Raw genomic sequence first — 22,544 nt, 5'->3', positions numbered from 1 at the left:
AGAGACCGCCTCAATCGTCTCCTGACGTAACTCGACAGCAAGCTGCTTCAGCTCAGCCGTCGAAAAAGAACGGATGTCTGACGGAAGACCTGCGCGGTCAAGAACGGGCTTCGACGTGTTCATGCTGGTGTTATCCGTGTCAGTTCTTGCGTTCGACCACAAACCGGGCAACCGCCCGCAGGGGTTCGGCACGTTCATCAAATCGTTCGAGATGCTGGACAGCCTGATCGGACAGCATTCTTGCCTGTGACTTGGCCTGATCCATGCCAAGCAGTGACACGAACGTTGCCTTGCCCTGCTCCAGATCCTTGCCGACCGTTTTACCCAAAGCTTCCTGATCGCCTTCGATATCAAGGATATCATCTGCAATCTGGAACGCGAGACCGATGTCATGTGCATAAGCCGCAAGGGCAAGCTGACATTCATGATCGGCCTTGCCGAGGATAGCCCCGGCTTCACAGGACCAGGCAATCAGCCGGCCCGTCTTCAGCTGTTGCAGGCGGGTGATCCCATTTGCATCAAGTTGCTGATTTTCAGCCTGCAGGTCGATCATCTGACCACCGACCATGCCTTCGGCCCCTGAGGCTTTTGCCAGTGATGTCACCAGCTTGCAGCGCACATTCGGATCGGAATGCGTCTCGCGCTCACCCAGCACCTCAAACGCCATTGTCAGCAGGGCATCACCAGCCAGAATGGCCGTGGCCTCGTCAAACTTGCGGTGGGTTGATGGCTGTCCGCGCCGCAGATCATCATCATCCATTGCCGGCAGATCGTCATGCACCAGCGAATAGGAATGGACCATCTCGATGGCTGCAGCGGCACGAAGTGCGCAGACCTTCTGGACGTCGAACAGATTGGCGGAGGCCATGACAAGGAAGGGCCGCAACCGTTTGCCGCCAACCATGATGGCATAGCGCATCGCGTCAAAGACGCGGGATTCCGGCGCGTCGCCTCCGGGCAACAATTCATTCAGGGTCTTTTCGACAGCCGCAGCGTTTTCCGCCAGGCCGGTTTTCAGATCATACACGGCGAAGGTTCCGTTTCAGTTCAGTCAAATTTCGCCGGTTCAGCAGACACTGTTCCATCGGCGCGCTGAGATATTTTTTCGACGCGTTCCTGTGCTTCCGAAAGCTTCCGGTCACAATGGGCTTTCAGGGCAGCGCCACGCTCATAGTCGGTGATCGACTCATCAAGCTTCGCCTCGCCTTTTTCCAGCTTTCGCACGATGTTTTCCAGTTCAGACAATGCATCTTCAAAGCTCATTTTTGCAATGTCTTCAGGTATCACTTGCTCTGCCATCGAAAGGCTCCTGTTAAATCAGTCTGTGCCCGTTATACCGACAATTCCGGACAGATTACCCCGGATTCGCCCTATGCTGCCATCAAGGCAGCAACATGTGCCGCAGAGCATTCCCCGAGTGCGTCGAGGTCATACCCGCCCTCAAGGGTCGAAACAACCCGTCCGTCACAGCAGTCCGCCGCAATCTGGCAGAGTTTCGAGGTTGCCCAGCCGAAATCTTCCGCGACAAGGTTCAACCCGCCAAGCGGATCATCCTGATGCGCATCAAATCCGGCAGAAATCAGAACCAGTTCCGGGTCAAATGTTCGGATGGCCGGCAGGATCGTGTTCTCCATTGCCGCCCGGAAGGTTGCCGACCCGCTATCCGGCGATAAAGGCGCATTGATGATATTGCCGACACCGCGTTCATGGCGATCCCCCGTACCCGGATACAGCGGCATCTGATGGGTCGAGGCGTAAAGACAGGACGAATCATGCTCCAGCAGATGTTGCGTCCCGTTACCGTGATGAACGTCAAAATCCATGATCACCACCCGCCGGAGCCCATGTGCCTGCTGTGCATGGCGCGCCGCGATAACGACATTGTTGAACAGACAGAACCCCATGGCCTGATCTGCCTCGGCGTGATGCCCCGGCGGACGGGTTGCGCAAAAGGCATTCCGCGCCTGTCCGGATATCACTGCGTCAACGGCGGCAACCACAGCCCCGGCCGCGCGCAGGGCAGCCTCACCGGATTCGGGACAGACAACCGTATCAGCGTCAATCATCACCAGTCCCTCCTCGGGGACTGACCCCAGCACATGATCAACATGACCCTGAGGATGAGCCAGCATCAGATGCTCTCGGGTCGCACGGGGTGCTTCAAGGCGATCCAGCCCGGAAAAAGCCTCTGCACGCAGCGCTTTCAGAACGGAACGCAGCCGGTCTGCCCTCTCCGGATGATAGGCCCCCGTATCATGTTCAAGGCAGGCCTGATGGGTATAAAGGAATGTGGTCATATCGCCTGGCTACCATTCACGGCATAAGCTGCCATGAACACTTTAACAGCCCGTTCCACCGCAAGGTCAATTGCCTGAATATCTTCGGTCGTTGCCACGCCCAGCAGCCCTTTATTATACAGATCACCTTTGACCATACCGAAAAACTGTTCTGCGGCCACCTGCGGATCTTCAATGGCCAGTGTTCCTTTTTCCGCTTCCTTTTTCAGATAAGACGCAAGTCGGCTGTGCGAGCGCTTTGGTCCGGCATTATAAAAAGCCCGTCCGAGTTCAGGGAAACGGATCGATTCGGCTAAAACCGTCCGGTAGAGATTGATCGCGTCATCTGCCAGTACCAGCATCAGAAAACTGCGTCCGAGATGGTCGAGAACATCTGATACAGGGCGGGCACGGTCCACAGGTTCCGGCACCATCGACAGCATTTCATCGCAGCGTTCTGTCACCAGAGCCTCAAACAGGGATTCCTTGCTCTGAAAATGGCTGTAAACGGTCTGTTTTGAAACGCAGGCGGATTGCGCAATACGATCCATGCTGACCTGACCGTAGCCTTCCTTCAAAAACAGCGCGGCTGCCGCATCTGTTATCGCATTGCGTTTATTGATGGAATGCCGGGCGCGCGACGGCACGCTGTCGACAAGTTCTTTATTTGCAGTGGTTTGTGGCAAGAAGTGAGATTTCCCTGACAATCATCATCACAAAGAATTATCTAGACTGGACTACACAGTCCAGTTAAAAGACCGCACGATTCCGCATCATGGATTTCCGGGGGTTAATCCAAGGTCAGTTTTAACGATCACTTTAGCAGCAGGCACCCATCACGATGTTCAATCAGACCAGAATTATTGCATCCATTCTGGGCATGGCGATTTCCGCCCTGCCGATCGCCGCTCTCGCACAGGGTGGCCCCGCACCGGTCGGCGTCGATGTCGTCAAGACCGAACCCCTGACACAGACCAGCCCGGTCATCGGGCGGCTCGTGTCCCGAAAATTCGGACCGATTGCGGCCAGAACATCCGGGCCAGTTGAAGAAGTTCTCGTTGGCGTTGGCGACAAAATCAAAGAAGGCGATATCATCGCCCGCCTTGATGTCCGCCGTCAGCAGGCAGAAGTTGACCTCCGCAAGTCTGAGGTTGCTGAATATCAGGGGCGGATCGCCATGGCGAATGCCTCCCTGCGTAAAGCACAGCAGGAAATGCAGCGGATGGAAAGCCTCCGCTCTTCCGCCGCTTTCCAGAAAGGCCGGCTCGAAGACCTGGAACAGACAGTTGCAGAGGCACGCGGCAGCCTCGCCGTCGCCCGTGCTGAAGCGACCAGTGCCAAAGCCAGCGCAGATCAGGCAGAGATTGAACTCAACGATTCAGAAATCCGGGCACCTTTTGATGGTGTCGTGACAATCAAACATGTTGAATCAGGCGCCTGGGTGAATGCCGGGCAGCCGGTCGTAACACTGCTGAGCGATCAGGATCTCGAAGTTGAAGCCGCCGTTCCTTCCCGGATCATTGCCGGTGTGAAGTCAGGTGTCGTCGTCAAGATCAGGCTTGGTGAATCAGAGTTATATGATGCGGTCATCCGTGCGGTGATTCCGGAAGAAAACCCGCTGACCCGTACCCGCATTGTTCGGGCGATTCCCGACCTTTCCGCCGGTGCCACCCTTGCTGCGGGGCAAAGTGCCATCATGATGGTCCCGATCGGTGAGCCACGCGACGTCATCACCGTTCACAAGGACGCTGTTCTGAACCGCGCAGGCACAAATCTTGTGGTCCTGGTGGTTGACGGCAAGGCCGAGTTCCGCCCGGTACAGATCGGTGACGCTGTTGGCAGCCGGTTTGAAATTCTCGACGGACTGGCCCCGGGTGACGTTGCTGTCGTACGTGGAAACGAGCGGCTTCGTCCCGGACAGGCTGTGGCACCAACAGGCAAGAAGGCCCCAAGTAAGGATGAGAAGCCTGCCGCAGCAAAAACTGACTCTCAACAAAAGGCTCAGGGTGAAAGCTGATCAGCCCGACAGGCTGAGAACTTCTGAGAATACACTATGAATTTGATACGCCTCGCCATCGAGCGACCGATTGCGATTATTTCTGCCGTCATGATGGTATTGCTGTTTGGCATCGTTGCCTTGCAGACGATTCCGATTCAGCTGACGCCTGATGTCGACAAACCGGTTATTGAGATTTCGACGATTTGGCCCGGCGCCGCGCCCGAAGAAATCGAGCGTGAAATCGTCAACCGGCAGGAAGAAAAGCTGAAAGGTATCGAAGGGCTGTCAGAAATGAGCAGCCGTTCTGAAACCGGTCGCGGGTCTGTTGAGCTGGAGTTCGACATATCCACAAACATGGACCGCGCCCTGTTGCTGGTTGCCAACCGGCTCGATCAGGTCAGCGGTTATCCTGATGAGGCCGACGAGCCGACACTCAGCACGTCCGGTGCCAATGATAACGGCATCGCCTGGTTCATGCTGCAGACCCTGCCGGGCAATGACCGGCCGATCCATACCTATCGCGATTTCGCCGAGGATGTGGTTCAGGACCGCCTTGAACGGGTTGCCGGTATCGGTGCCAGTAACCTGTATGGGGGTGGCGAACGTGAGTTGCAGATTACGGTCAATCCGGAATCCCTGGCCCGCTACCGTCTGACCGTTTCGCAGGTCGTCCAGAAGCTTCGTGAGGCGAACGCCACAATTACCGGCGGCGACGTTGATGAAGGCAAACGCCGCTATGTTGTTCGGACCGAGGGCGACTTCGAATCCCCGGAGGATGTCCGCGCTGTCGTCCTGCGCTCAGAAACCGACCCGACCACAGGTCAGGTAAGCCGCGTGACGGTCGGCGAAATCGCCAATGTTTCATACGGATACAAGGATCCTGCGGCCTTTATCCGTGTGCTCGGCAAACCGGGCATGGCCATGAATGTCATCCGCGAAACCGGCGCCAACGTCATCGAGACGATGGAGGGTATTCGTGCTGCGGTTATTGAACTGAACGAATTTGCGTTGCCAAACCAGGGCCTCAAGCTGACTCAGGTTTATGACGAAACCACCTACATCGAATCTTCCATCGATCTGGTCATCAGCAATATCTATGTCGGTGGCGCGCTTGCAGCCTTCGTGCTCATGGTCTTCCTGCGCTCATTCCGGGCAACACTTGTTGTCTCCCTGGCGATACCTGTATCCGTCGTCGGCTCCTTTGTTGCCATGGCCGCCCTTGGCCGGTCGCTGAATGTCGTCTCGCTGGCCGGGATCGCCTTCGCCGTTGGTATGGTGGTCGACGCAGCCATCGTCGTGCTCGAAAACATCTATCGCCATTATCAGAACGGCAAAAGCCGCCGTGAAGCGGCCTATCTCGGTGCAGCGCAGGTATGGGGGGCGGTGCTGGTTTCCGCACTGACCACCGTCATGGTGTTCATCCCCGTGCTGATCATGAAGCTGGAAATCGGCCAGCTTTTCCGCGACATCGCCGTGGCCATTTCAGTTGCTGTCATGTTGTCGCTGATTGTCGCCGTAACCGTAATCCCCGCTCTTGCCAACAGCCTGCTCGGCGAGAACGATGGCAAAAGCATCACGACCATGCGCATTCCGGTCATTGATGATATCGCCAACGGCTTCATGGCCCTTGTCACCGGCTTTGTCCGGGCCGTGCTGAAAAGCAAGATACTGGCCGTGGTAACCGTCGCGATCATGTGTGGCGGCGCAGGTACGCTGGCCTATACCTTCCTGCCGAAGCTTTCCTACCTGCCGGAAGGAAATCAGAATTTCGTGTTCGGCATGGTTCTGCCCCCGCCGGGATACAACCTGGAGACAACAGCGGATATTGCAGGCGGCATTGAACAGACCATCAAACCTTTGTGGGCCTCCGACAAGCTGCGGTCCATCGAAGAAGAAAAGGCATGGAAAGAGAGCGGTGAATACAAGCCGGACCCGAATGCCCCGCCCCTCATGGAACGGTTTTTCTTCGTTGCGACACGGGCAACCACCTTCCTCGGTGCCATTGCCGTCGACGAAGGCCGTCCGTCCGAGCTGATCCCGATTCTTCAGGGACCGGTGTTCCGTGAACCAGGAACATACGGGTTCGTCACCCAGCCGTCGATTTTCGGCCGGGCAACCAGCGGAACCTCGATTGACCTGAACATCTCCGGCCCTGATCTGGAAACAATCATCGGCGTCGCCCAGAATGCCTTTGGCATGATCATGCAGGCCATGCCGATGAGCGAAGGCTATCAGGTGCGTCCGATACCCGGTCTTGAGCTTGGGGCTCCGGAAGTGCGTGTCATACCTGACCGGACAAAACTGGCCGATAACGGCGTCACAGCCCGTGAACTCGGCGATACCGTCGATGCCTTCAATGACGGTCTGAGGGTTGCCGAGATAACCGTTGAAGGCAAACGTATGGACCTGATCCTGCGTGGCCCCACCAATCATGTCATCGCGACACAGGGCATCGACAACCTGCCGGTCGTCACCCAGACCGGCCAGATACTGCTGGCCAATTCGCTGGCCAATGTCGTTGTGACATCCGGCCCGACGGAAATCCTTCACAAGGAACGTGCGCGCACAATCACGCTGCAGGTCAAACCACCAGCAGGTGTCGCACTGGAATCCGCAATGGACATCCTGCGCGACAAGGTCATGTCCCCTCTCAGCGCCGCCGGATTACCCGGAGGGGTAAAGCTGAATGTCTCGGGAACTGCCGACCAGCTGACAAAAACCTGGGACCAGATGCAGCTCGACCTGCTGCTTGCCCTGATCATCGTCTATCTTGTGATGGCAGTCCTGTTCGAGAGCTTCGTCTATCCGATGATCATCATGCTGTCCGTGCCACTGGCCGCGGCAGGTGGTGTTGGCGGTCTGAAGCTGCTGAATATCTACCTGTCCTTCAGTGGTGGATTTCAGGAACTCGACATGCTGACCCTGCTCGGCTTTGTCATTCTGATTGGTATTGTCGTGAACAATGCGATTCTGCTGGTCCATCAGACGCTGTATCAGATCCGCGAAGACGGTATGGGAATACATGAGGCGATTGTTGATGCGACCCGGAACCGTATCCGCCCGATCTTCATGTCCACGCTGACCAGTGTCTTCGGCATGTTGCCGCTGGTTCTGTTCCCCGGTGCCGGATCGGAACTCTATCGCGGTCTCGGATCTGTTGTCGTTGGTGGTCTGGCTCTGTCGGCTGTGCTGACATTGCTGATTATTCCGCCATTGCTCTCGCTGCTGGTTGATCCTCTGGAAAGCTGGTCACGCCGAAAGAACAAAACGGCCAACAGCACCAAGAGCGGAGAGGCGAAACCAGTTCCGGCGGAGTAATCGGACGAACCATGACCCGGAAAGTCATCATTGTCGGCGGCGGGATGGCGGGTATCTCGCTTGGCGCCGTGCTGTCAGCAGAGACTGAGGTTACGGTCCTCGAACGGGAAACGGCCCCCGGTTATCACGCGACCGGTCGTTCCGCCGCCGTCTATGCCCCGGCCTATGGCAATCGTGTGATACGGGCATTAACGGCCGCCTCCCGCGAGTTCCTTGAAACACCACCGGACGGTTTTTCTGCCTCCCCCCTGCTTGAGCCCCGCCATGTCATGTTTTTTGGCCGGGCGGACCAGCAGGAAACGCTGGCCGCGCTGATATCAGAGACGGCGGGGCAACCGGGGCTGCAAGCCGTCAGCGCATCAGAGGTTCTGGCACAGATACCCTGTTTCAGGTCCGGCTACCTCCATTCGGCTGTCGAAGACACGACAACAAGCGGCATTGATGTTGACGCCCTGTTGCAGGGATATGCGAGACAATTGCGCAGCAATGGCGGTGACATTCTCACAGACTTTGATGTCGACTCACTGTCTCGCGAACGAGACAACTGGGCCATAACATCAAAAGACGGACGGTCGATTGACGCCGACGTTCTGGTTGATGCTGCAGGGGCCTGGGCAGATCAGCTTGCCGTCATGTCCGGTGTTGCACCGGTTGGCCTGACCCCTCTGCGCCGGACAGCCATCACTATTGATCCGCCTGCTGGTGTCGATGTCAGCGGGTGGTCTATTGCCATTGATGCGGATGAAGAACTCTATTTCAAACCGGAGGCCGGGCGTCTTCTCGTCTCCCCCGCAGATGAAACCCCGTCAGAACCCTGCGATGCACAGCCGGAAGAGCTCGACATTGCCATTTGCGTTGACCGGCTGGAAACCGCAACTGACCTGACTGTACGCCGGATTACCCATAAATGGGCCGGATTACGGACCTTTTCACCGGACCGGACCCCGGTTGTCGGCTATGACCCGGCGGACAACGGATTCTTCTGGCTGGCCGGACAGGGCGGCTACGGAATTCAGACCGCCCCCGCCATGGCCGAGCTTGCAGCAGCGCTGGTGATGAACAGGGCTGTTCCCGAGAGGCTTGCAGCCTATGGTGTGAAAGAGGAGGATTTAACGCCTCATCGTTTCACAACTGACAGCGAGTCCGGACAATGAAAGTCATTGAGACAAAAGACGCCCCACCCGCCTTTTCCGCCTATGCACAGGCGACCGAAATACCTTCCGGTGCACGCTGGGTGCATGTTTCCGGTCAGGTGGGACTTGATGACAAGGGGCAGTTGCCGGCTGATTTCGAAGGACAGGCCAGGTGGGCTTTCCGCAATGTCATTGCCATCGTAAAGGCCGCCGGCATGCAGGCCGGCGACATAGCCAAGATAACGGTGTTCCTGACACGTCAGCAGGATGTTGCGGCCTATCGTCGCATACGTGACGAGGAACTGGGCATGGTTACCGGCTCCACCCTGCTTGTGGTGGCAGGACTGGCCAGCCCCGACTGGTTAATTGAAATCGAGGCTGTCGCAGCCGCTGTCTAGCTATCAGCCGAGATGGGCTGAGAAAAACTCCAGACTTCGCTGGTTGGCAAGTTCAGCGCTTTCCCTGTCGTAATGAATGCCGTCAGGGCGGGCAAAGGCATGGTCCTGCCCCGCATAGGAATGCAGGGTGACTTTCGCATTGTCGCCCCAGATGCGTTTGATTTCCTGCTGCTGCTCAGCGGAAACAAACTCGTCTTTCTCGGCGATATGCAGCATCACCGGGCAGGTCACTGTCTCATCCGCATGTTCGGGCAGCATCACACCGTAATAACCAACCGCAGCATCCGCACTTGTCCGGGTTGAACAGGCAAAGGCCAGCCGTCCGCCGAGGCAGTAGCCGATGGCTCCGACCTTACCCGTGCAGACATCGAGGCCGCGCAGATGGTCAATCGTCGCGCTGATATCTTCCATGCCCTTGTCGAGATCGAACCCGCCAAACAATTCAAACGCCCGCTTCCATTCCGCATCGGTCTTGTCTGTCAGCTGGATACCCGGCTCCTGTCGCCAGAACAGGTCAGGGCATAAAACCACATATCCCTTCCCGGCCAGCCAGTCGCTGATCTCGCGCATCCCCTGATTGACGCCGAATATTTCCTGAATAGCAATAATCCCCGGCCCTGAACCGCTGGCCGGTGTCGCCAGATAAGCCATGAATTCACCTGAACCATCGGCTGCGCTGATCTTGATTTCCTGTCCGCTCATTCACTCAATCTCCTGTTCTGGTCTCACAGTTTCGCTGACTTTAAACGATCCGGGTCGCGGTTCGCCAGCGGTCTGCAAGGATTGACGTTAGAACAGACCCTACCTACTATCCGGACAGACAGAAAAAGAGGGCTTGATGGACTGGTCGCGGTGTTTTCCGAAACTGAACGAAAGCGACCTGGAGAAGCTTATGGCTGTCTCCGAACAGGCCGAATTCATGCTTGGCGACCAGATCGTGGAAGAAGGGCAGCAACTCGACCATTTCTTCGTACTTCAAGAAGGACATGTCGGGATAGAACGCAGTCTGAGTGGTGGTGTCTGGGCACAGTTCATCAATCCGCTTGAAGAAGGCGATGTGTTTGGCGAAATGTCCTTCATTTCCCCCATACAGGCTTCTGCCACACTGATCGCACTGACGGACATCCAGACGATTAGTTTCCCGACGGACAAGGTCAAAAAGCTCGTGGCGGAAGATGACGGATTCGCCGCACGTCTCTATCACTCATTCGGTATTGTACTGGTGAACCGGCTGATACGAACCAACCAGCGAACCGATACATTTGAGCCCCGTCTTTAAGCTTTCTGCCATACCATTTTATCTGGCCTGAAGCATTCGCTGCTGACTTTCGAAGATATGGTTCCGAACCACATAGGCGAGGCCTACCGGGTCGCCTATTTCAATTCGCCGGATAATTTCCAGCAATTCATCGTGAACCGCCGTCATGGTTTCGGTCCAGTTCATTGCCGGTAGCAGCAATAACCACATTCTCGACGTCTGAAAGAACAGGCTTCGCTGCATTTCCCGTAATGTCGCGTTGCTGCCAAGGCCCGTCAGGCCCGTATAATAACGGATATTGATCTCAGCAAATCCGATCGTATCGCCCTCTTTCAGCGTCAGAAAGCTCTCTGCACATTCACGGAAAAAGTCTGCGGCATCGGGCGCAAACGGCAGTTTGATAAAGGGCCCCATTGATTCAGCCAGGACTTTCCTGACAGCATAAACATCGGCCAGTTGCTCAGGTTCGATCCGGGTGACAAGTGTCCCGATGCCATGTTTGATCTCTACCAGTCCCTCATGCTCCAGCATGGAACAGACACGCCGGATCGGTGACCGGCTGACAGAATATTCCTTCGCCAGTTCCTCTTCACTCAGCAACGTTCCCGGAGGGCAGCGGTTGGTGCAGATGCGATACCGGATATCCTGATAGATTGCCGTTATCCGCTGTTGTGGTGCCGTTCTCGGGCTGGTCAGGGTATTTGATGACGGATAAATCACAATGGCCTCAATAAACCTGGGAACCGGGCAATGCCGCCCGCTTGCTTGCCATTCTGGTCAGCTTTGCTGCGATCAGTGAGAGAATGAGAAAGAAAACTCCGGCAAGGGTAATTGGCTCAGTATACCGGAATGTGTCGTTCCCGATAATACGGGCGGTAGCGACCAGTTCAATGACGGTAATGGCCAGCAGAACCGGCGTTTCCTTGAACATCGTCACAAAATAATTTCCGAGCGGAAGAATGATCGGCGGAATGGCCTGCGGAAGGATAATGCGTTTCAGTGTCAGACCGGTCGAAAGATTGATGACCTTTGCCGCCTCCCACTGCCCCCGGTCAACCTGGGAAAAGCCGGAGCGATAAACCTCGGCGCAATAGGCAGAGTAGTGAATTCCGAGGGCCAGCACACCGCACAGCATGGCCGGAAGGAATATTCCGACCAGAGGCAGAAAATAGTACATCGCAAAGAGCTGAATCAGCAGTGGCGTTGTCCGGATGAATTCGATGAGCAGCCTGACCATGAAACTGACCACCGGGATTTCAAGCAGACTGACCACTGCCCAGATCAGCCCCAGTACGGCAGCAAGGGCAAAACCAAACACGGTAACCTGTAGGGTCACAAGTGAGGCAGCTGCCATCTGCGGCAAAATTTCAAATGCATAAGCCCAGTCCCAGATCATCCTGCACCTCCCAGACGAATGCCGCGCGAGAAATGCTTTTCCAGCACTTTCATGCCGATGGTGATGCACAGACCGATGGCAAAATAGATAAAGAGGATAATCGTGAACACCTCGACGGTCCGGTAGGTCGTCTGGTTCAGCTGATAGGCGGTATAGGTCAGATCGGAAATGCCGATAAAGGACACAAGTGCTGTAAGTTTGAACAGCTGAATTGCGATATTGCCAAAGGGCGGAATCATAATCCGGATTGCCTGAGGCAATATGATCCGTCTCATCCGGTTGAATTCGCTCATATTCAGGGCCGTCGCCGCTTCATGCTGGGCTTTCGGCACAGCCCGGATAGAGGACTCAACGACAATCGCAGCATAGGCCCCGACGTTCAGCGACACCCCCAGCACACCGGCTGTAAAAGGATCAACCCGGGGGCCGAACAGGGGCAGAACATAAAACAGCCAGAACAGCTGAACGAGTGCAGAAGTCCCCCGGAAAATCTCAACATAACCAATTGAAAGCCAGCGTATCAGCCGGACAGTCGATAACCTGCCGATACCTGCAGAGAAAGCGATGATGACTGTCAGAATCATCGACGCAAGAATCAGTTCCACGGTAACGCCCGCCGCCTGAAGAAAAACATCGGCACTGTCAGCGAAAGGCGAATGCTGAAAATATGCGAGGCCGGTAACGACCGTAATGCACAGTGTAATCAGCAGCGCACGGATCGACATGGGTCACCTCCGGCGTTGAAAGCTGGCGGACCCGCACCGAAGTCGTCTGGCGCGGGTCCGTAACGGGGAATCAACGAAAACTCAGAGGCCGGAACCGCAGAGTTCTTTCATGGACTTCGTTGGCGCATCCTTCGGCCCGAACCCCCAGGCCGACGCCATCTTGGCGTAATCACCGCTGGCTACATACTTGGCCAGGGTTGCCTGAAAGGCATCACGAAACGCCATATTAGCCTTCAGTTCATCGCCCGTCCCTTTCGGGAAAGCAATCGAGCCATGGCCCTGATAGTTCTCCCCTGCAATTTCAGTGATAGATCCGGAACTTTCCATGCCGATAAGATCTCCGGCGGTACGAACAATGTCGTTGATGGCAAACGCAGACAGCGCGAAACCATCAGCGCGCCCGGACATCACTGCTGAAATGCCGGCGGCCTTGTCGCCAACCTTGAGCAGTTTGTCTTCCGGCACGCCGTCTTTCTTCGCCAGTGTCTCCTCAGTACCACCTGCCAGCACGGCAAGTTTGACACCATCCGTTTTGGCGATGTCCGTGAAGGTATGCAGGCCCTTCGGGTTACCCTTCTTTACCAGATAGGCTGCACCCTGCCCCCAGGTCGGTTCCGCAAACAGAACCTGCTCACACCGCTTCGGACGCACATAAATGCCGGCTGCCCCCAAATCTGCCCGTCCGGCAACCAGTGACGGAATGATCGCACCGAAATCCATTGCGATGAATTCCAGTTTTGAAACACCCATCTGACCAAGCACATGCTTGACGATTTCCACCTGTTCACCGGTGAAACTTCCGTCTGCCTGCTTGTAGCCATAGGGCGCATAGCCGGCGATCGCCACTTTCGCCCCTTCTGTCCGGTACTTCTCCAGCAACGGATTGTCTGACGCAAGGGCTGTACCCGTAAGTATCATGGAGGCAGCGAGAACCATTGCCCCTTTGAATGATCTGATAACGCTCATTTTTCATCTCCTGTTCAAATGAAACCCACCTGGAATTCGATCCGGGTGATCTGCCGCCACCCTGTGAGAGAAGGATAATCAGATGCCAAGTTGGATACAACATGAAATCAGAAACGATCATAACCGGCGTATTCAAAACAATTATCGGTATATTTTCCTATAGATGTGTACCTCTATATGATCATAGTATGTGAGGACGCCAATGATGGAGACGCCGCCATGCCCGATGACAGCCCGACGCCGCCCTTGAGCCTGAACGGTTCAGACGAACCAGTCGTACGGTTCGCCAATGTCACCAAACGCTACGGTGACCTGACGGTTCTCGACCAGTTGAATCTGGACGTCTCGGAAGGTGAAATGGTTAGCATCATCGGCCCCTCCGGCTCAGGCAAGACCACTGTACTGCGTGTCCTCATGACACTGGAAACCATTGATGACGGCGTCATTTACGTCGATGGCAAACCACTGACGCATATGGAAAGGAATGGGGTGCTCGTACCTTCTGATGCCCGGTATCTTCGTCAGATGCGGCAAAACATCGGCATGTGTTTTCAGCACTTCAACCTGTTCCCCCATATGACCGCTCTGGAAAATTGCATGGAAGGCCCGGTCTATTCCCTTGGCATGACCAAACAGGAAGCCCGGGAGCGGGCAGAAGACCTGCTCGATATGGTTGGCGTTGCCGACAAGCGGGATGAACACCCCTCCCGTCTGTCCGGAGGCCAGCAGCAGCGCGTCGCCATTGCGCGAGCACTCGCGATGCGTCCGAAGGTCATGCTGTTTGATGAAGTCACCTCAGCCCTTGACCCTGAAGTCATTGGCGAAGTGACCACCGTCATTCGTAAACTGGTCAACGAACTCAACCTGACCATGCTGATGGTCACGCATCAGATGGGCTTTGCCCGGGATATCTCTGACCGGGTCTGCTTTTTTTATGGCGGCAGGATTGAAGAACAGGGTACACCGGATGAAGTCTTCGGAAATCCGCAACAGGAGCGGACGCAACAATTCCTCAGTGCCGTGAAGGAAGCCGTATGAAGCAATTGCCGATGCATCCGCGCCAGGTCTATCAGGCGCATGAACGGATACGGTCCCGGATACGAACCACACCACTGGCCCCTTCCCCGTCTCTGAGTGATGCATCAGGCAGCGATGTTTATCTCAAGCTGGAACATCATCAGCTGACAGGCAGTTTCAAACTGCGGGGCGCAACGAATGCCATTCTGTGTCTGAGCGATGAACAGAAAGCAAAAGGCGTCGTCGGGGCATCGACCGGCAACCACGGGCGCGGGCTTGCCTATGCCGCCCGGCAGGCCGGGGTGCGCTGCATCATCTGCATGTCCGAACTGGTACCATCGAACAAGGTCGAGGGCATCAGGGCTGAGGGCGCTGAGGTCCGGATTATCGGTCGTTCGCAGGACGACGCCCAGACAGAGGTTGACCGGCTTGTTGCAGAAGATGGCATGGTCATGCTGCCCCCCTTTGATCATGCCGACATCATTGCCGGTCAGGGCACCCTGGGCCTGGAAATCCTCGAAGCCCTGCCTGCAACAGACACGGTTCTGATTCAGCTGTCGGGTGGCGGGCTGATTTCCGGCATAGCCCTGATGCTGAAAGCAGCAGACCCCGCCATCCGTGTCGTCGGCGTATCGATGGAGCGCGGTGCTGCCATGATCGAAAGCCAGCGTGCCGGCAAGCCGGTTCCGGTTGAAGAACTGCCAACCCTTGCAGATTCGCTGGGTGGCGGTATTGGCCTCGACAACCGCTATACTTTTCCGATGGTACGCGATCTGGTGGACGACTTCGTCACCGTGTCGGAACAGGAAATTGCTGCGGCTATCCGGCACGCTTACTGGCAGGAACGTCAGATCATCGAAGGTTCAGGATCGGTCGGCATCGCAGCCCTGCTCGCCGGGAAAGTCCGCAACAGCGGCAAAACCGTCGCGCTGCTGAGTGGCGGTAATATCGACATGAAGCTGCACAAACGCCTGATCGACGGTGAAGACGTCGATGTCGCGGCCAGTCCGAACTGACGGGGTATAGCGGATGCCGGAAATCAGAATATTCACGGAAAGTGATCTTCGGCAAATGATCCCGCTCGACCTCGCCGCTATCGACTGTGTTGAGGCTGCGTTCAGTGCCCTTGCGACCCGTGATATTGCCATGCCGCCCATCATGAGTTTTCAGGTGCCGGAACATAATGGCGAGGTGGATGTCAAAACCGCTTATATTCCGGGGGTCCCCTCCTTTGCCGTCAAGATGAGTCCCGGCTTTTTTGATAATCCGAAGATCGGCCTGCCCAGCGTCAACGGCCTGATGGTGGTTTTCTCTGCCGCGACCGGGCTGGTTGAAGCCCTGCTTCTGGATAACGGTTATCTGACCGATATACGTACCGCCGCGGCCGGTGCCGTCGCGGCAAGGTGGCTGGCACGGGAAGATGCAAAAACCGCTGGTATTGTCGGATGCGGTGTTCAGGCCCGACTTCAGCTTCAGGCGCTGACACTGGTCCGGCCGATCCGGGAAGCCATCATATGGGGCCGCGACCCGGAAAAAGCCGAAGCCTGTGCAAAACAATGCAGCGATGATCTGGGTATCCCTGTCACCGTGGCTGCCTCCGTTTCTGATGTCATGACTGCGGATATCGTTGTCACCACAACCCCCGCCACCACTCCCCTGGTTGAAAGCCGGGATATCAAGGTTGGTCAGCATATTACGGCGATGGGGTCCGATGCTGATTACAAGAATGAACTGGCGCCGCAGATCATTGCCGATGCCAGCCTCTATGTCTGCGACAGTCATGCTCAGTGCCTTCGTCAGGGCGAACTGCGATCAGCCGTTGCCGCCGGTGTGGTTGGGGACAACCATCCCTATGAAGAACTTGGGCAAATCATCACCGGCAATGCCCGGGGACGTCATTCTGCCGGGGATATCACGGTCTGCGATCTGACCGGAACCGGCATTCAGGACACGGCGATAGCCGCTTTCACCCTGAAGCGCGCGAACACATTCACGCTCGGACATCTTTTCAACAGCGACTAACCTCCGGAGACTGCCATGCCTGACATCGATCTTCCTTTCAGCCGCGCAGAGTATGCGGATCGGATCAACAAGGTCAGGACGGCAATGGCCGCGCAGGGAATCGATCTTCTGATCGTCTCTGACCCGTCCAACATGGCATGGCTTACCGGATATGACGGCTGGTCCTTCTATGTTCATCAATGTGTTCTGGTGGACCTGCATGAAGACCCGGTCTGGTATGGCCGTCTGCAGGACGTCAATGGGGCGGTGCGAACCGTATATATGGATGAAGCGCAGATACTCTCCTACCCCGATCATTATGTTCAGTCGACCGAGCGGCATCCCATGGATCTGCTCAGTCAGATCATACAGGACCGTGGATGGGGCAAATGTCGCATCGGCGTCGAGATGGATAATTACTATTTCTCTGCTGCCGCCTATCAGTCACTGACCCGGCATCTTCCGAATGCACAGTTTCATGATGCAACAGGACTGACCAACTGGTGCCGGGCGGTCAAGTCAGCACAGGAACTGACCTACATGCGCCGGGCTGCCCGGATCGTTGAGGCTATGCATGCCCGGATCATCGACAAGGTCGAACCGGGAATCCGGAAATGTGATCTGGTTGCAGAAATTTATGACGCCGGCGTTCGTGGTGCCGACGGACATGGCGGCGATTACCCGGCCATCGTCCCCCTGCTGCCGTCCGGCTCGGACGCTGCGGCCCCGCACCTGACCTGGGATGACCTGCCGATGAAGTCCGGTGAAGGGACCTTCTTCGAAATTGCCGGCTGCTACCGGCGCTATCACGTGCCGCTATCCCGTACTGTCTTTCTGGGCAAACCCTCGCAGCATTATCTCGACGCGGACAAGGCCGTTCAGGAAGGCATGATTGCCGGACTGGACGTCGCCCGTCCAGGCAACACCTGCGAAGATGTCGCCCGGGCCTTCTTCAACGTGCTGAAAAAACACGGAATTACAAAAGACAACCGGACCGGTTATTCCATCGGTCTCAGCTATCCGCCGGACTGGGGCGAACGCACCATGAGCCTGCGGCTTGGTGATGTGACGGTTCTGCAACCGGGCATGACCTTCCATTTCATGACCGGTCTGTGGATGGATGACTGGGGCATGGAAACAACCGAGAGCATCCTGATCACCGAGCAGGGTGTTGAATGCCTTGCATCCGTTCCCCGTGAATTGCTGGTGAAAGCCTGAACCCGGACCCTACAGTCCCGGCAGACGCTCACCCGCCCGCCATTTTGCGGGATCCGTGAACAGACCGCTGAATATCCCCCGGTTGGCGCCACGCGCCTCCCGGTGGTTCTGTTTGTACGGAGACGAGCGGACATCAATGGCAATCGCATAACCCCGGTCAATCAGGGCGGCCGCAATATCGGAATAACCGAGATAGCACCGCGCGACAGGAATATCAGAACCCCCGTCACCTGACATGACGAGGCAATTCAGTTCCCCGCCCCGAACGATATCGCGCATGTTGTCGCGGGCAATCTGCCCGCATTCCCAGACCACACCCTGCCGCAGACATTGCTGCTGCGGCGAAGGTGCCTCGATTTTCCAGAGCACCAGCAACTGCCCTTCAACCTCGACGGTCCGCGCATCAATCACCACTGCTGTTCCGATAACCCGTTGTCCCGGCAACTGGCTATAGGCCGCTGTCTGAAAACCGGTTAATACAGAACCAGCCACAAGAGCGACGAAAAGCCAGAAGGGTCGGGAAACATGCAATTCAGGACGTCTCCGTTCTGTCAGAACATCACCGGATAAAGCGCTTCACATAGTCTGAGCCAAGTCCGACGGCTTCGTAATGTTTCCGGGCGTCATCAACACGGTCGAAGACATCGGTAGAGCCTGTCGTGTTGCCTTCTTCATCACAATAGAGCAGCGCACCGGTATTGTGGAACAGGGTCAGCATGCTGTCACCCTCATCGACGTATAATGTATGTACATCGCCCGGCGGTTCATACAGGTAACTCCCTGCCGTCGCGACCCAGTCACGTTCCAGATAGCGCCAGCGACCTTCGAGCACGAACCCATGCACGGGTGCCGGGTGACGATGGCGGGAAATCACGCCGCCCTGGGTTACCTTTGTCAGATGTACCCAGTAGCCCTGACTGACGTTGAAACAAAGCGGACGTGACCAGCGACCGGGGCCATTTGGCACCCAGAGTCGTTCATCCTCCGGCTCCCGGCCATCTTTCAGGAATATCTCATCAACCATATCCTGTGGTACAAGGGATGAATATTTAGGGGTGATACTGTCAGGCATTTCGTTTCCCGGTTCTGTTCATAAATTGAGAGTGGGTAGCTGTAATCAGCTGATCTTCAGCACGACCTTGCCCGTCGACTTCCGGTCGATGAGGAGTTGCAGCGCCTCTGCAGCCTGCTCCATCGGCAGGACGTGGCTGACATGCGGTTTCAGCTTGCCCTCTTCATACAACCCCACCAGAGCATCATAGGAACGGCGGTGAACTTCGGGCTTCTTCTTGCGGTAACTGCCCCAGTAGAAACCGATGGCAGAGCAATTTTTCACCAGCAGGATATTCGCCGGGATCTGCGGGACATCGCCGGACGCGAATCCCACCAGTATGATGCGCCCCTCATAATTGATGCAGCGAAGTGACGCCTTGAACACATCCCCGCCGACCGGGTCATAGATCACATCGGCACCACCGACATATTCCTTCACCTTCTCGCGGATATCTTCCGTGCGATAATTGATCAGGTAATCCGCGCCATACTGCTTTGCGATGGCCAGTTTTTCATCACTGCCTGCGGTAGCCACCACGGTCGCCCCAAGTGCCTTGCCGATCTCGACTGCGGTCAGTCCGACACCACCGGCCGCACCATGAACCATAAGAACATCGCCGGGAAAGACCGGGCAACGATGTGTCAGGGCGACATGGCTGGTGCCATACACAATCGGAAAGGCCGCTGCCTGAATATCTTCCATACCGTCGGGGACGACCGTCGTATCGACTTCATGGCAGATCGCATATTCCGCGAAGGCACCATGGCTGACCCGTGCCATCACCCGCTGACCGGGTTTGGCAATTGTGACACCCTCGCCGACTTCCACCACTTCACCGGCCAGTTCAAGGCCGGGCACGAAAGGAAGCTCCGGCCGGTCCTGATACGTTCCTTTTGCCATCAGGGTGTCAGCAAAATTACATCCTGCTGCTGCCACCCTGACTTTCAGTTCTCCCGGCCCTGGTGACGGTTCCGCAAACTCGCCGCATTGCAGAACATCCAGACCGCCATTTTCCCGAATCACAATTGCTTTCACGCTATCCGCCTTTTTGCCAAATTATGCCGGAGGGTCCCCGAGGATCACGGGCGGGTCAAGTGCCCGCTCCAGTACCCCGCGTTAAACGCATGTCTGCTATGCAACACAATAAGGGCTATCGCGTTTGGCTATCTAATGCTGCTATAGATGGTCTTCATGACACTCAAAGAATCAGTTACGCGAAACCCCATTATCGAAACCCTGAGCCAGCCGAATTACGGCCGGTATGTTGCTGGAAACTCGATTTCACTTATCGGCCTCTGGATGCATCGCATCGCAGTCGGCTGGCTGACCTGGAAACTGACGGAATCAGGATTCTGGCTTGGAGCCGTCGCCTTTGCCGATCTTGCCCCCTCCATCGTAATCGGCCCCATAGGCGGGGCATTGGCTGACCGGATCAGCCGCCTGCTCATTGTTAAGGTCGCCCAGACAATTGCCATGTTTCAGGCTGTGTTGCTGGCTGTCCTGTTCTGGACTGACGCCATCAATATCTGGCTGCTGCTGGGACTGACATTCGTCAATGGCGTGGTCATCGGCTTCAACCAGCCATCCCGTCTGGCGCTGGTCTCCAGCCTTGTCGACAAGGATCATGTCTCTGTCGCGGTGGCTATCAATTCCACAGTGTTCAACACAGCCCGGTTCATTGGCCCTGCCGCGGCAGGCGTTGTCATTGTCGCATCCGATGTCGGATGGGCCTTCATCATCAATGCGGCCAGCTATCTGGCCATGCTGGCCGCCCTGGCCAGCATTCACATCCTGCCCGAAACCGATGCAAAGAAGCGGGAGAAACGTGGCGTTCTTGCCGATATTGCAGAAGGATTCGGTTATGTACGGCGTCATCCGGGAGTTGGGCCGATGCTGTTCCTCATGCTGGTCACGGCTGTCTGTGTGCGTCCGTTTGTGGAACTGATGCCGGGCTTTGCCGCTGATGTATATCAGCGTGGTGCCGAAGGGCTGGCGACACTGTCATCGACAGTTGGTGTCGGTGCCGTTCTGGCAGGCGTCTGGATGGCCAGCAGACGCAACAAGTCGGACGCGGCAGTGATTGCTCTCACCTCGCCCGTCATCATTGCCATCGGTATTATCATTTTCGCCTCAACCGACATCTACCCGGTCGGCGTCGTCGCTGTCGCAATCGCCGGTTTTGGTATGGTTGCTTCCGGTGTCGGAATGCAGACATCCATCCACCTGTCTGTTCCAAGCGAAATTCGCGGACGCGTACTCAGCCTGTTCGGAATCATTTTCCGGGGAGGGCCAGCCTTCGGGGCGCTGGTAATCGGTGCCTTCTCTGAATTCTTTGGCCTGCAGGCCCCGACTCTTGGTGCGGCAATTCTGGCGCTGGTTATCTGGTTTTTCATCTGGCTTCGCCGGCAACGTATCATTGCAGCGATGACATCGGATTTGTCATAAGATTGATACTTTCGTAACGTCAGTACAGCGCTCACTGACGCAATTTTTTTCGACGGGAAGAATAGCATGTCTGACCTGTCCGGGCTCCGCGGAATTATCGCCTGCTACAAGCACCGGAATTTCACGATCTATTTCGCAGGCAACGCCACGTCCCTGATCGGAACCTGGATGCAGCGCGTTGCGGCGGGCTGGCTGGCATGGGAACTGACCCATTCGCCGACCTGGCTCGGTATCGTCGCCATGGCCGAATTTTTCCCGACCATTCTGCTCGGCCCGGTCGGTGGCGCGCTGGCTGATCGTTACAGCCGTGTCGGAATCATGGTCATCACGCAAATTTTCGCGATGATCTTTGCCGGTTTACTCTGTCTGCTGACCTTCCTTGATCTGATTACGATTGAATGGCTTGTGCTGCTGGTGGCTCTCACCGGCGTCGCTATCGGGTTATATCAGCCTGCCCGGCTGGCCATTGCCCCCAGTCTGGTTCCGCCAGAAAGCATCACCACCGCGATTGCACTGAATTCAATCTGCTTCAATGGCGCAAGGTTTGTTGGCCCCGCGATTGCCGCATGGATTATCGCCGACCATGGATCGGAATATGCATTTGGCGTCAATACGTTCAGCTATTTCCTGCTGATCACGGCCCTGCTGATGATGAATATCCCCCGTCGCAAGAAACGTGGTGACGGACAGGTATCTTCTATCCTCGGCGACATGCGTGAAGGATTCACCTTTGCGGTCCGCAGCGGAGGCATTGGTCCCCTGCTTCTTATGCTGACCGTCTCCGCCATCAGCGTCCGGGCCGTCATGGAACTGCTGCCGGGCCTTGCTGACAATGTCTTCGGCCAGGGCGCAGCCGGATATGGCTATCTCGTTGGTGCCGCCGGAGCCGGTGCTTCGGTATCCGGAATCTATCTTGCTGCCCGCGGGGGCCGGCAGGATGTCGCCGGCGTCGCCCTGATCGGAACCCTCGTTGCAGCACTGGCCAATCTGCTGCTGGTTGCCACAACGGATTATACACTGGCCCTCATCGGATCCTGCCTTTGCGGCTTTGGCCTGACGCTGGCCGGTGTGGCAACTCAGTCTGCCTTCCAGTTCGCTGTTTCCGGTCGCATGCGCGGACGAATACTCAGTCTTTATGGCACGATTTACATTGGTGGCCCGGCACTCGGCGCACTGATTATTGGCTCGATTGCCGAATTCACCGGCCTGCGTCTGCCACTTGCTGTCGGTGCCATTCTCTGCCTCATCGTCTGGGCCGGTGTCTGGGCCCGTCGTGCCACCATCATTGCAAGCCTTGTTCCTGTCGCACCTATTGGTGACGATGACTGACAACAAACCTG

General features: G+C 56.4%; 23 protein-coding genes. 11 read left to right on the top strand and 12 right to left on the bottom strand.

Annotation, left to right across the window (positions count from 1 at the left end; all coding sequences use genetic code 11):
- Positions 1-139: 139 nt before the first annotated feature.
- The 4 genes from GH722_15375 to GH722_15360 all read right to left on the bottom strand — a co-directional run bounded on the left by GH722_15375 (position 140) and on the right by GH722_15360 (position 2,983).
- Entirely contained in the window at positions 140-919 is a 780-nt protein-coding gene (locus tag GH722_15375) for a polyprenyl synthetase family protein (protein ID MRG73148.1), read from the bottom strand.
- Between the two features lie 128 nt (positions 920-1,047).
- Entirely contained in the window at positions 1,048-1,299 is a 252-nt protein-coding gene (locus GH722_15370; protein MRG73147.1) for an exodeoxyribonuclease VII small subunit, read from the bottom strand.
- Between the two features lie 71 nt (positions 1,300-1,370).
- Positions 1,371-2,297, bottom strand: coding sequence for a histone deacetylase family protein (locus GH722_15365; GenBank protein MRG73146.1), 927 nt, complete (start codon positions 2,295-2,297; stop codon positions 1,371-1,373).
- A complete protein-coding gene (locus GH722_15360) occupies positions 2,294-2,983 on the bottom strand; it encodes a TetR family transcriptional regulator (protein ID MRG73145.1) in 690 nt (229 codons plus the stop codon). Before GH722_15360 ends, GH722_15365 begins: the two co-directional genes overlap by 4 nt.
- Positions 2,984-3,117: 134 nt before the next feature.
- Between GH722_15360 and GH722_15355 the strand changes: the two genes are divergently transcribed.
- The 4 genes from GH722_15355 to GH722_15340 are packed head-to-tail and all read left to right on the top strand — an operon-like array spanning position 3,118 to position 9,124.
- Positions 3,118-4,293 carry an efflux RND transporter periplasmic adaptor subunit gene (locus tag GH722_15355; protein ID MRG73144.1) on the top strand — a complete coding sequence of 392 codons (1,176 nt, stop codon included), beginning with the start codon at positions 3,118-3,120 and terminating at the stop codon, positions 4,291-4,293.
- Between the two features lie 36 nt (positions 4,294-4,329).
- Positions 4,330-7,593, top strand: a complete 3,264-nt coding sequence (locus tag GH722_15350) for an MMPL family transporter (protein MRG73143.1) — start codon at positions 4,330-4,332, stop codon at positions 7,591-7,593.
- Between the two features lie 11 nt (positions 7,594-7,604).
- Positions 7,605-8,747 (top strand): FAD-dependent oxidoreductase, encoded by a 1,143-nt coding sequence (locus GH722_15345; protein ID MRG73142.1) that lies wholly within the window; start codon positions 7,605-7,607, stop codon positions 8,745-8,747.
- The gene (locus GH722_15340; protein ID MRG73141.1) at positions 8,744-9,124 is read left to right on the top strand and encodes a RidA family protein; all 381 of its coding nucleotides are present in this window, start codon (positions 8,744-8,746) and stop codon (positions 9,122-9,124) included. Before GH722_15345 ends, GH722_15340 begins: the two co-directional genes overlap by 4 nt.
- Positions 9,125-9,127: 3 nt before the next feature.
- Here GH722_15340 and GH722_15335 read toward each other — a convergent pair whose 3' ends face one another.
- Positions 9,128-9,826, bottom strand: a complete 699-nt coding sequence (locus GH722_15335; protein ID MRG73140.1) for a dienelactone hydrolase family protein — start codon at positions 9,824-9,826, stop codon at positions 9,128-9,130.
- A 136-nt stretch (positions 9,827-9,962) separates the two neighbouring features.
- Here GH722_15335 and GH722_15330 point away from each other — a divergent pair, with 136 nt between their 5' ends.
- Complete coding sequence (locus tag GH722_15330; GenBank protein MRG73139.1) at positions 9,963-10,403, top strand: cyclic nucleotide-binding domain-containing protein; 441 nt, start codon at positions 9,963-9,965, stop codon at positions 10,401-10,403.
- A gap of 18 nt (positions 10,404-10,421) precedes the next feature.
- Here GH722_15330 and GH722_15325 read toward each other — a convergent pair whose 3' ends face one another.
- From GH722_15325 to ehuB, 4 genes are all read right to left on the bottom strand, one after another.
- The gene (locus tag GH722_15325) at positions 10,422-11,102 is read right to left on the bottom strand and encodes a GntR family transcriptional regulator (GenBank protein MRG73138.1); all 681 of its coding nucleotides are present in this window, start codon (positions 11,100-11,102) and stop codon (positions 10,422-10,424) included.
- A 7-nt stretch (positions 11,103-11,109) separates the two neighbouring features.
- Positions 11,110-11,778, bottom strand: a complete 669-nt coding sequence (ehuD, locus tag GH722_15320; GenBank protein ID MRG73137.1) for an ectoine/hydroxyectoine ABC transporter permease subunit EhuD — start codon at positions 11,776-11,778, stop codon at positions 11,110-11,112.
- Positions 11,775-12,503, bottom strand: a complete 729-nt coding sequence (gene ehuC / locus GH722_15315) for an ectoine/hydroxyectoine ABC transporter permease subunit EhuC (GenBank protein MRG73136.1) — start codon at positions 12,501-12,503, stop codon at positions 11,775-11,777. Before ehuC ends, ehuD begins: the two co-directional genes overlap by 4 nt.
- 81 nt (positions 12,504-12,584) lie before the next feature.
- Positions 12,585-13,469: an ectoine/hydroxyectoine ABC transporter substrate-binding protein EhuB gene (gene ehuB, locus GH722_15310; protein MRG73135.1), complete on the bottom strand. Its 885-nt coding sequence runs from the start codon at positions 13,467-13,469 to the stop codon at positions 12,585-12,587.
- A 219-nt stretch (positions 13,470-13,688) separates the two neighbouring features.
- Between ehuB and ehuA the strand changes: the two genes are divergently transcribed.
- From ehuA to doeA, 4 genes are read left to right on the top strand one after another with little or no spacing between them, the layout of a single operon-like run.
- Entirely contained in the window at positions 13,689-14,507 is an 819-nt protein-coding gene (gene ehuA, locus GH722_15305; protein MRG73134.1) for an ectoine/hydroxyectoine ABC transporter ATP-binding protein EhuA, read from the top strand.
- A complete protein-coding gene (gene eutB / locus GH722_15300) occupies positions 14,504-15,502 on the top strand; it encodes a hydroxyectoine utilization dehydratase EutB (protein ID MRG73133.1) in 999 nt (332 codons plus the stop codon). The genes ehuA and eutB overlap by 4 nt, the downstream gene beginning before the upstream one ends.
- 13 nt (positions 15,503-15,515) lie before the next feature.
- Complete coding sequence (locus tag GH722_15295) at positions 15,516-16,508, top strand: cyclodeaminase (protein MRG73132.1); 993 nt, start codon at positions 15,516-15,518, stop codon at positions 16,506-16,508.
- Between the two features lie 15 nt (positions 16,509-16,523).
- A complete protein-coding gene (gene doeA / locus GH722_15290; protein ID MRG73131.1) occupies positions 16,524-17,705 on the top strand; it encodes an ectoine hydrolase DoeA in 1,182 nt (393 codons plus the stop codon).
- A 9-nt stretch (positions 17,706-17,714) separates the two neighbouring features.
- Here the strand turns inward: doeA and GH722_15285 are convergent, their stop codons facing one another.
- The 3 genes from GH722_15285 to GH722_15275 form a co-directional block, all read right to left on the bottom strand.
- Positions 17,715-18,236 (bottom strand): hypothetical protein, encoded by a 522-nt coding sequence (locus GH722_15285; GenBank protein ID MRG73130.1) that lies wholly within the window; start codon positions 18,234-18,236, stop codon positions 17,715-17,717.
- 28 nt (positions 18,237-18,264) lie between these two features.
- Positions 18,265-18,729: a cupin domain-containing protein gene (locus GH722_15280; protein MRG73129.1), complete on the bottom strand. Its 465-nt coding sequence runs from the start codon at positions 18,727-18,729 to the stop codon at positions 18,265-18,267.
- 93 nt (positions 18,730-18,822) lie between these two features.
- Entirely contained in the window at positions 18,823-19,794 is a 972-nt protein-coding gene (locus tag GH722_15275; protein MRG73128.1) for a zinc-binding dehydrogenase, read from the bottom strand.
- A gap of 147 nt (positions 19,795-19,941) precedes the next feature.
- On the opposite strand from GH722_15275, the gene GH722_15270 reads away from it, so the two are divergent.
- Positions 19,942-21,204 (top strand): MFS transporter, encoded by a 1,263-nt coding sequence (locus tag GH722_15270; GenBank protein ID MRG73127.1) that lies wholly within the window; start codon positions 19,942-19,944, stop codon positions 21,202-21,204.
- Between the two features lie 66 nt (positions 21,205-21,270).
- A complete protein-coding gene (locus GH722_15265) occupies positions 21,271-22,533 on the top strand; it encodes an MFS transporter (GenBank protein MRG73126.1) in 1,263 nt (420 codons plus the stop codon).
- Positions 22,534-22,544: the final 11 nt, after the last annotated feature.

It is taken from the genome of Alphaproteobacteria bacterium HT1-32 (assembly GCA_009649675.1).
In the GTDB taxonomy this organism is placed as follows: domain Bacteria; phylum Pseudomonadota; class Alphaproteobacteria; order Rhodospirillales; family HT1-32; genus HT1-32.
This window is presented reverse-complemented; position numbering and strand designations above follow the sequence as displayed.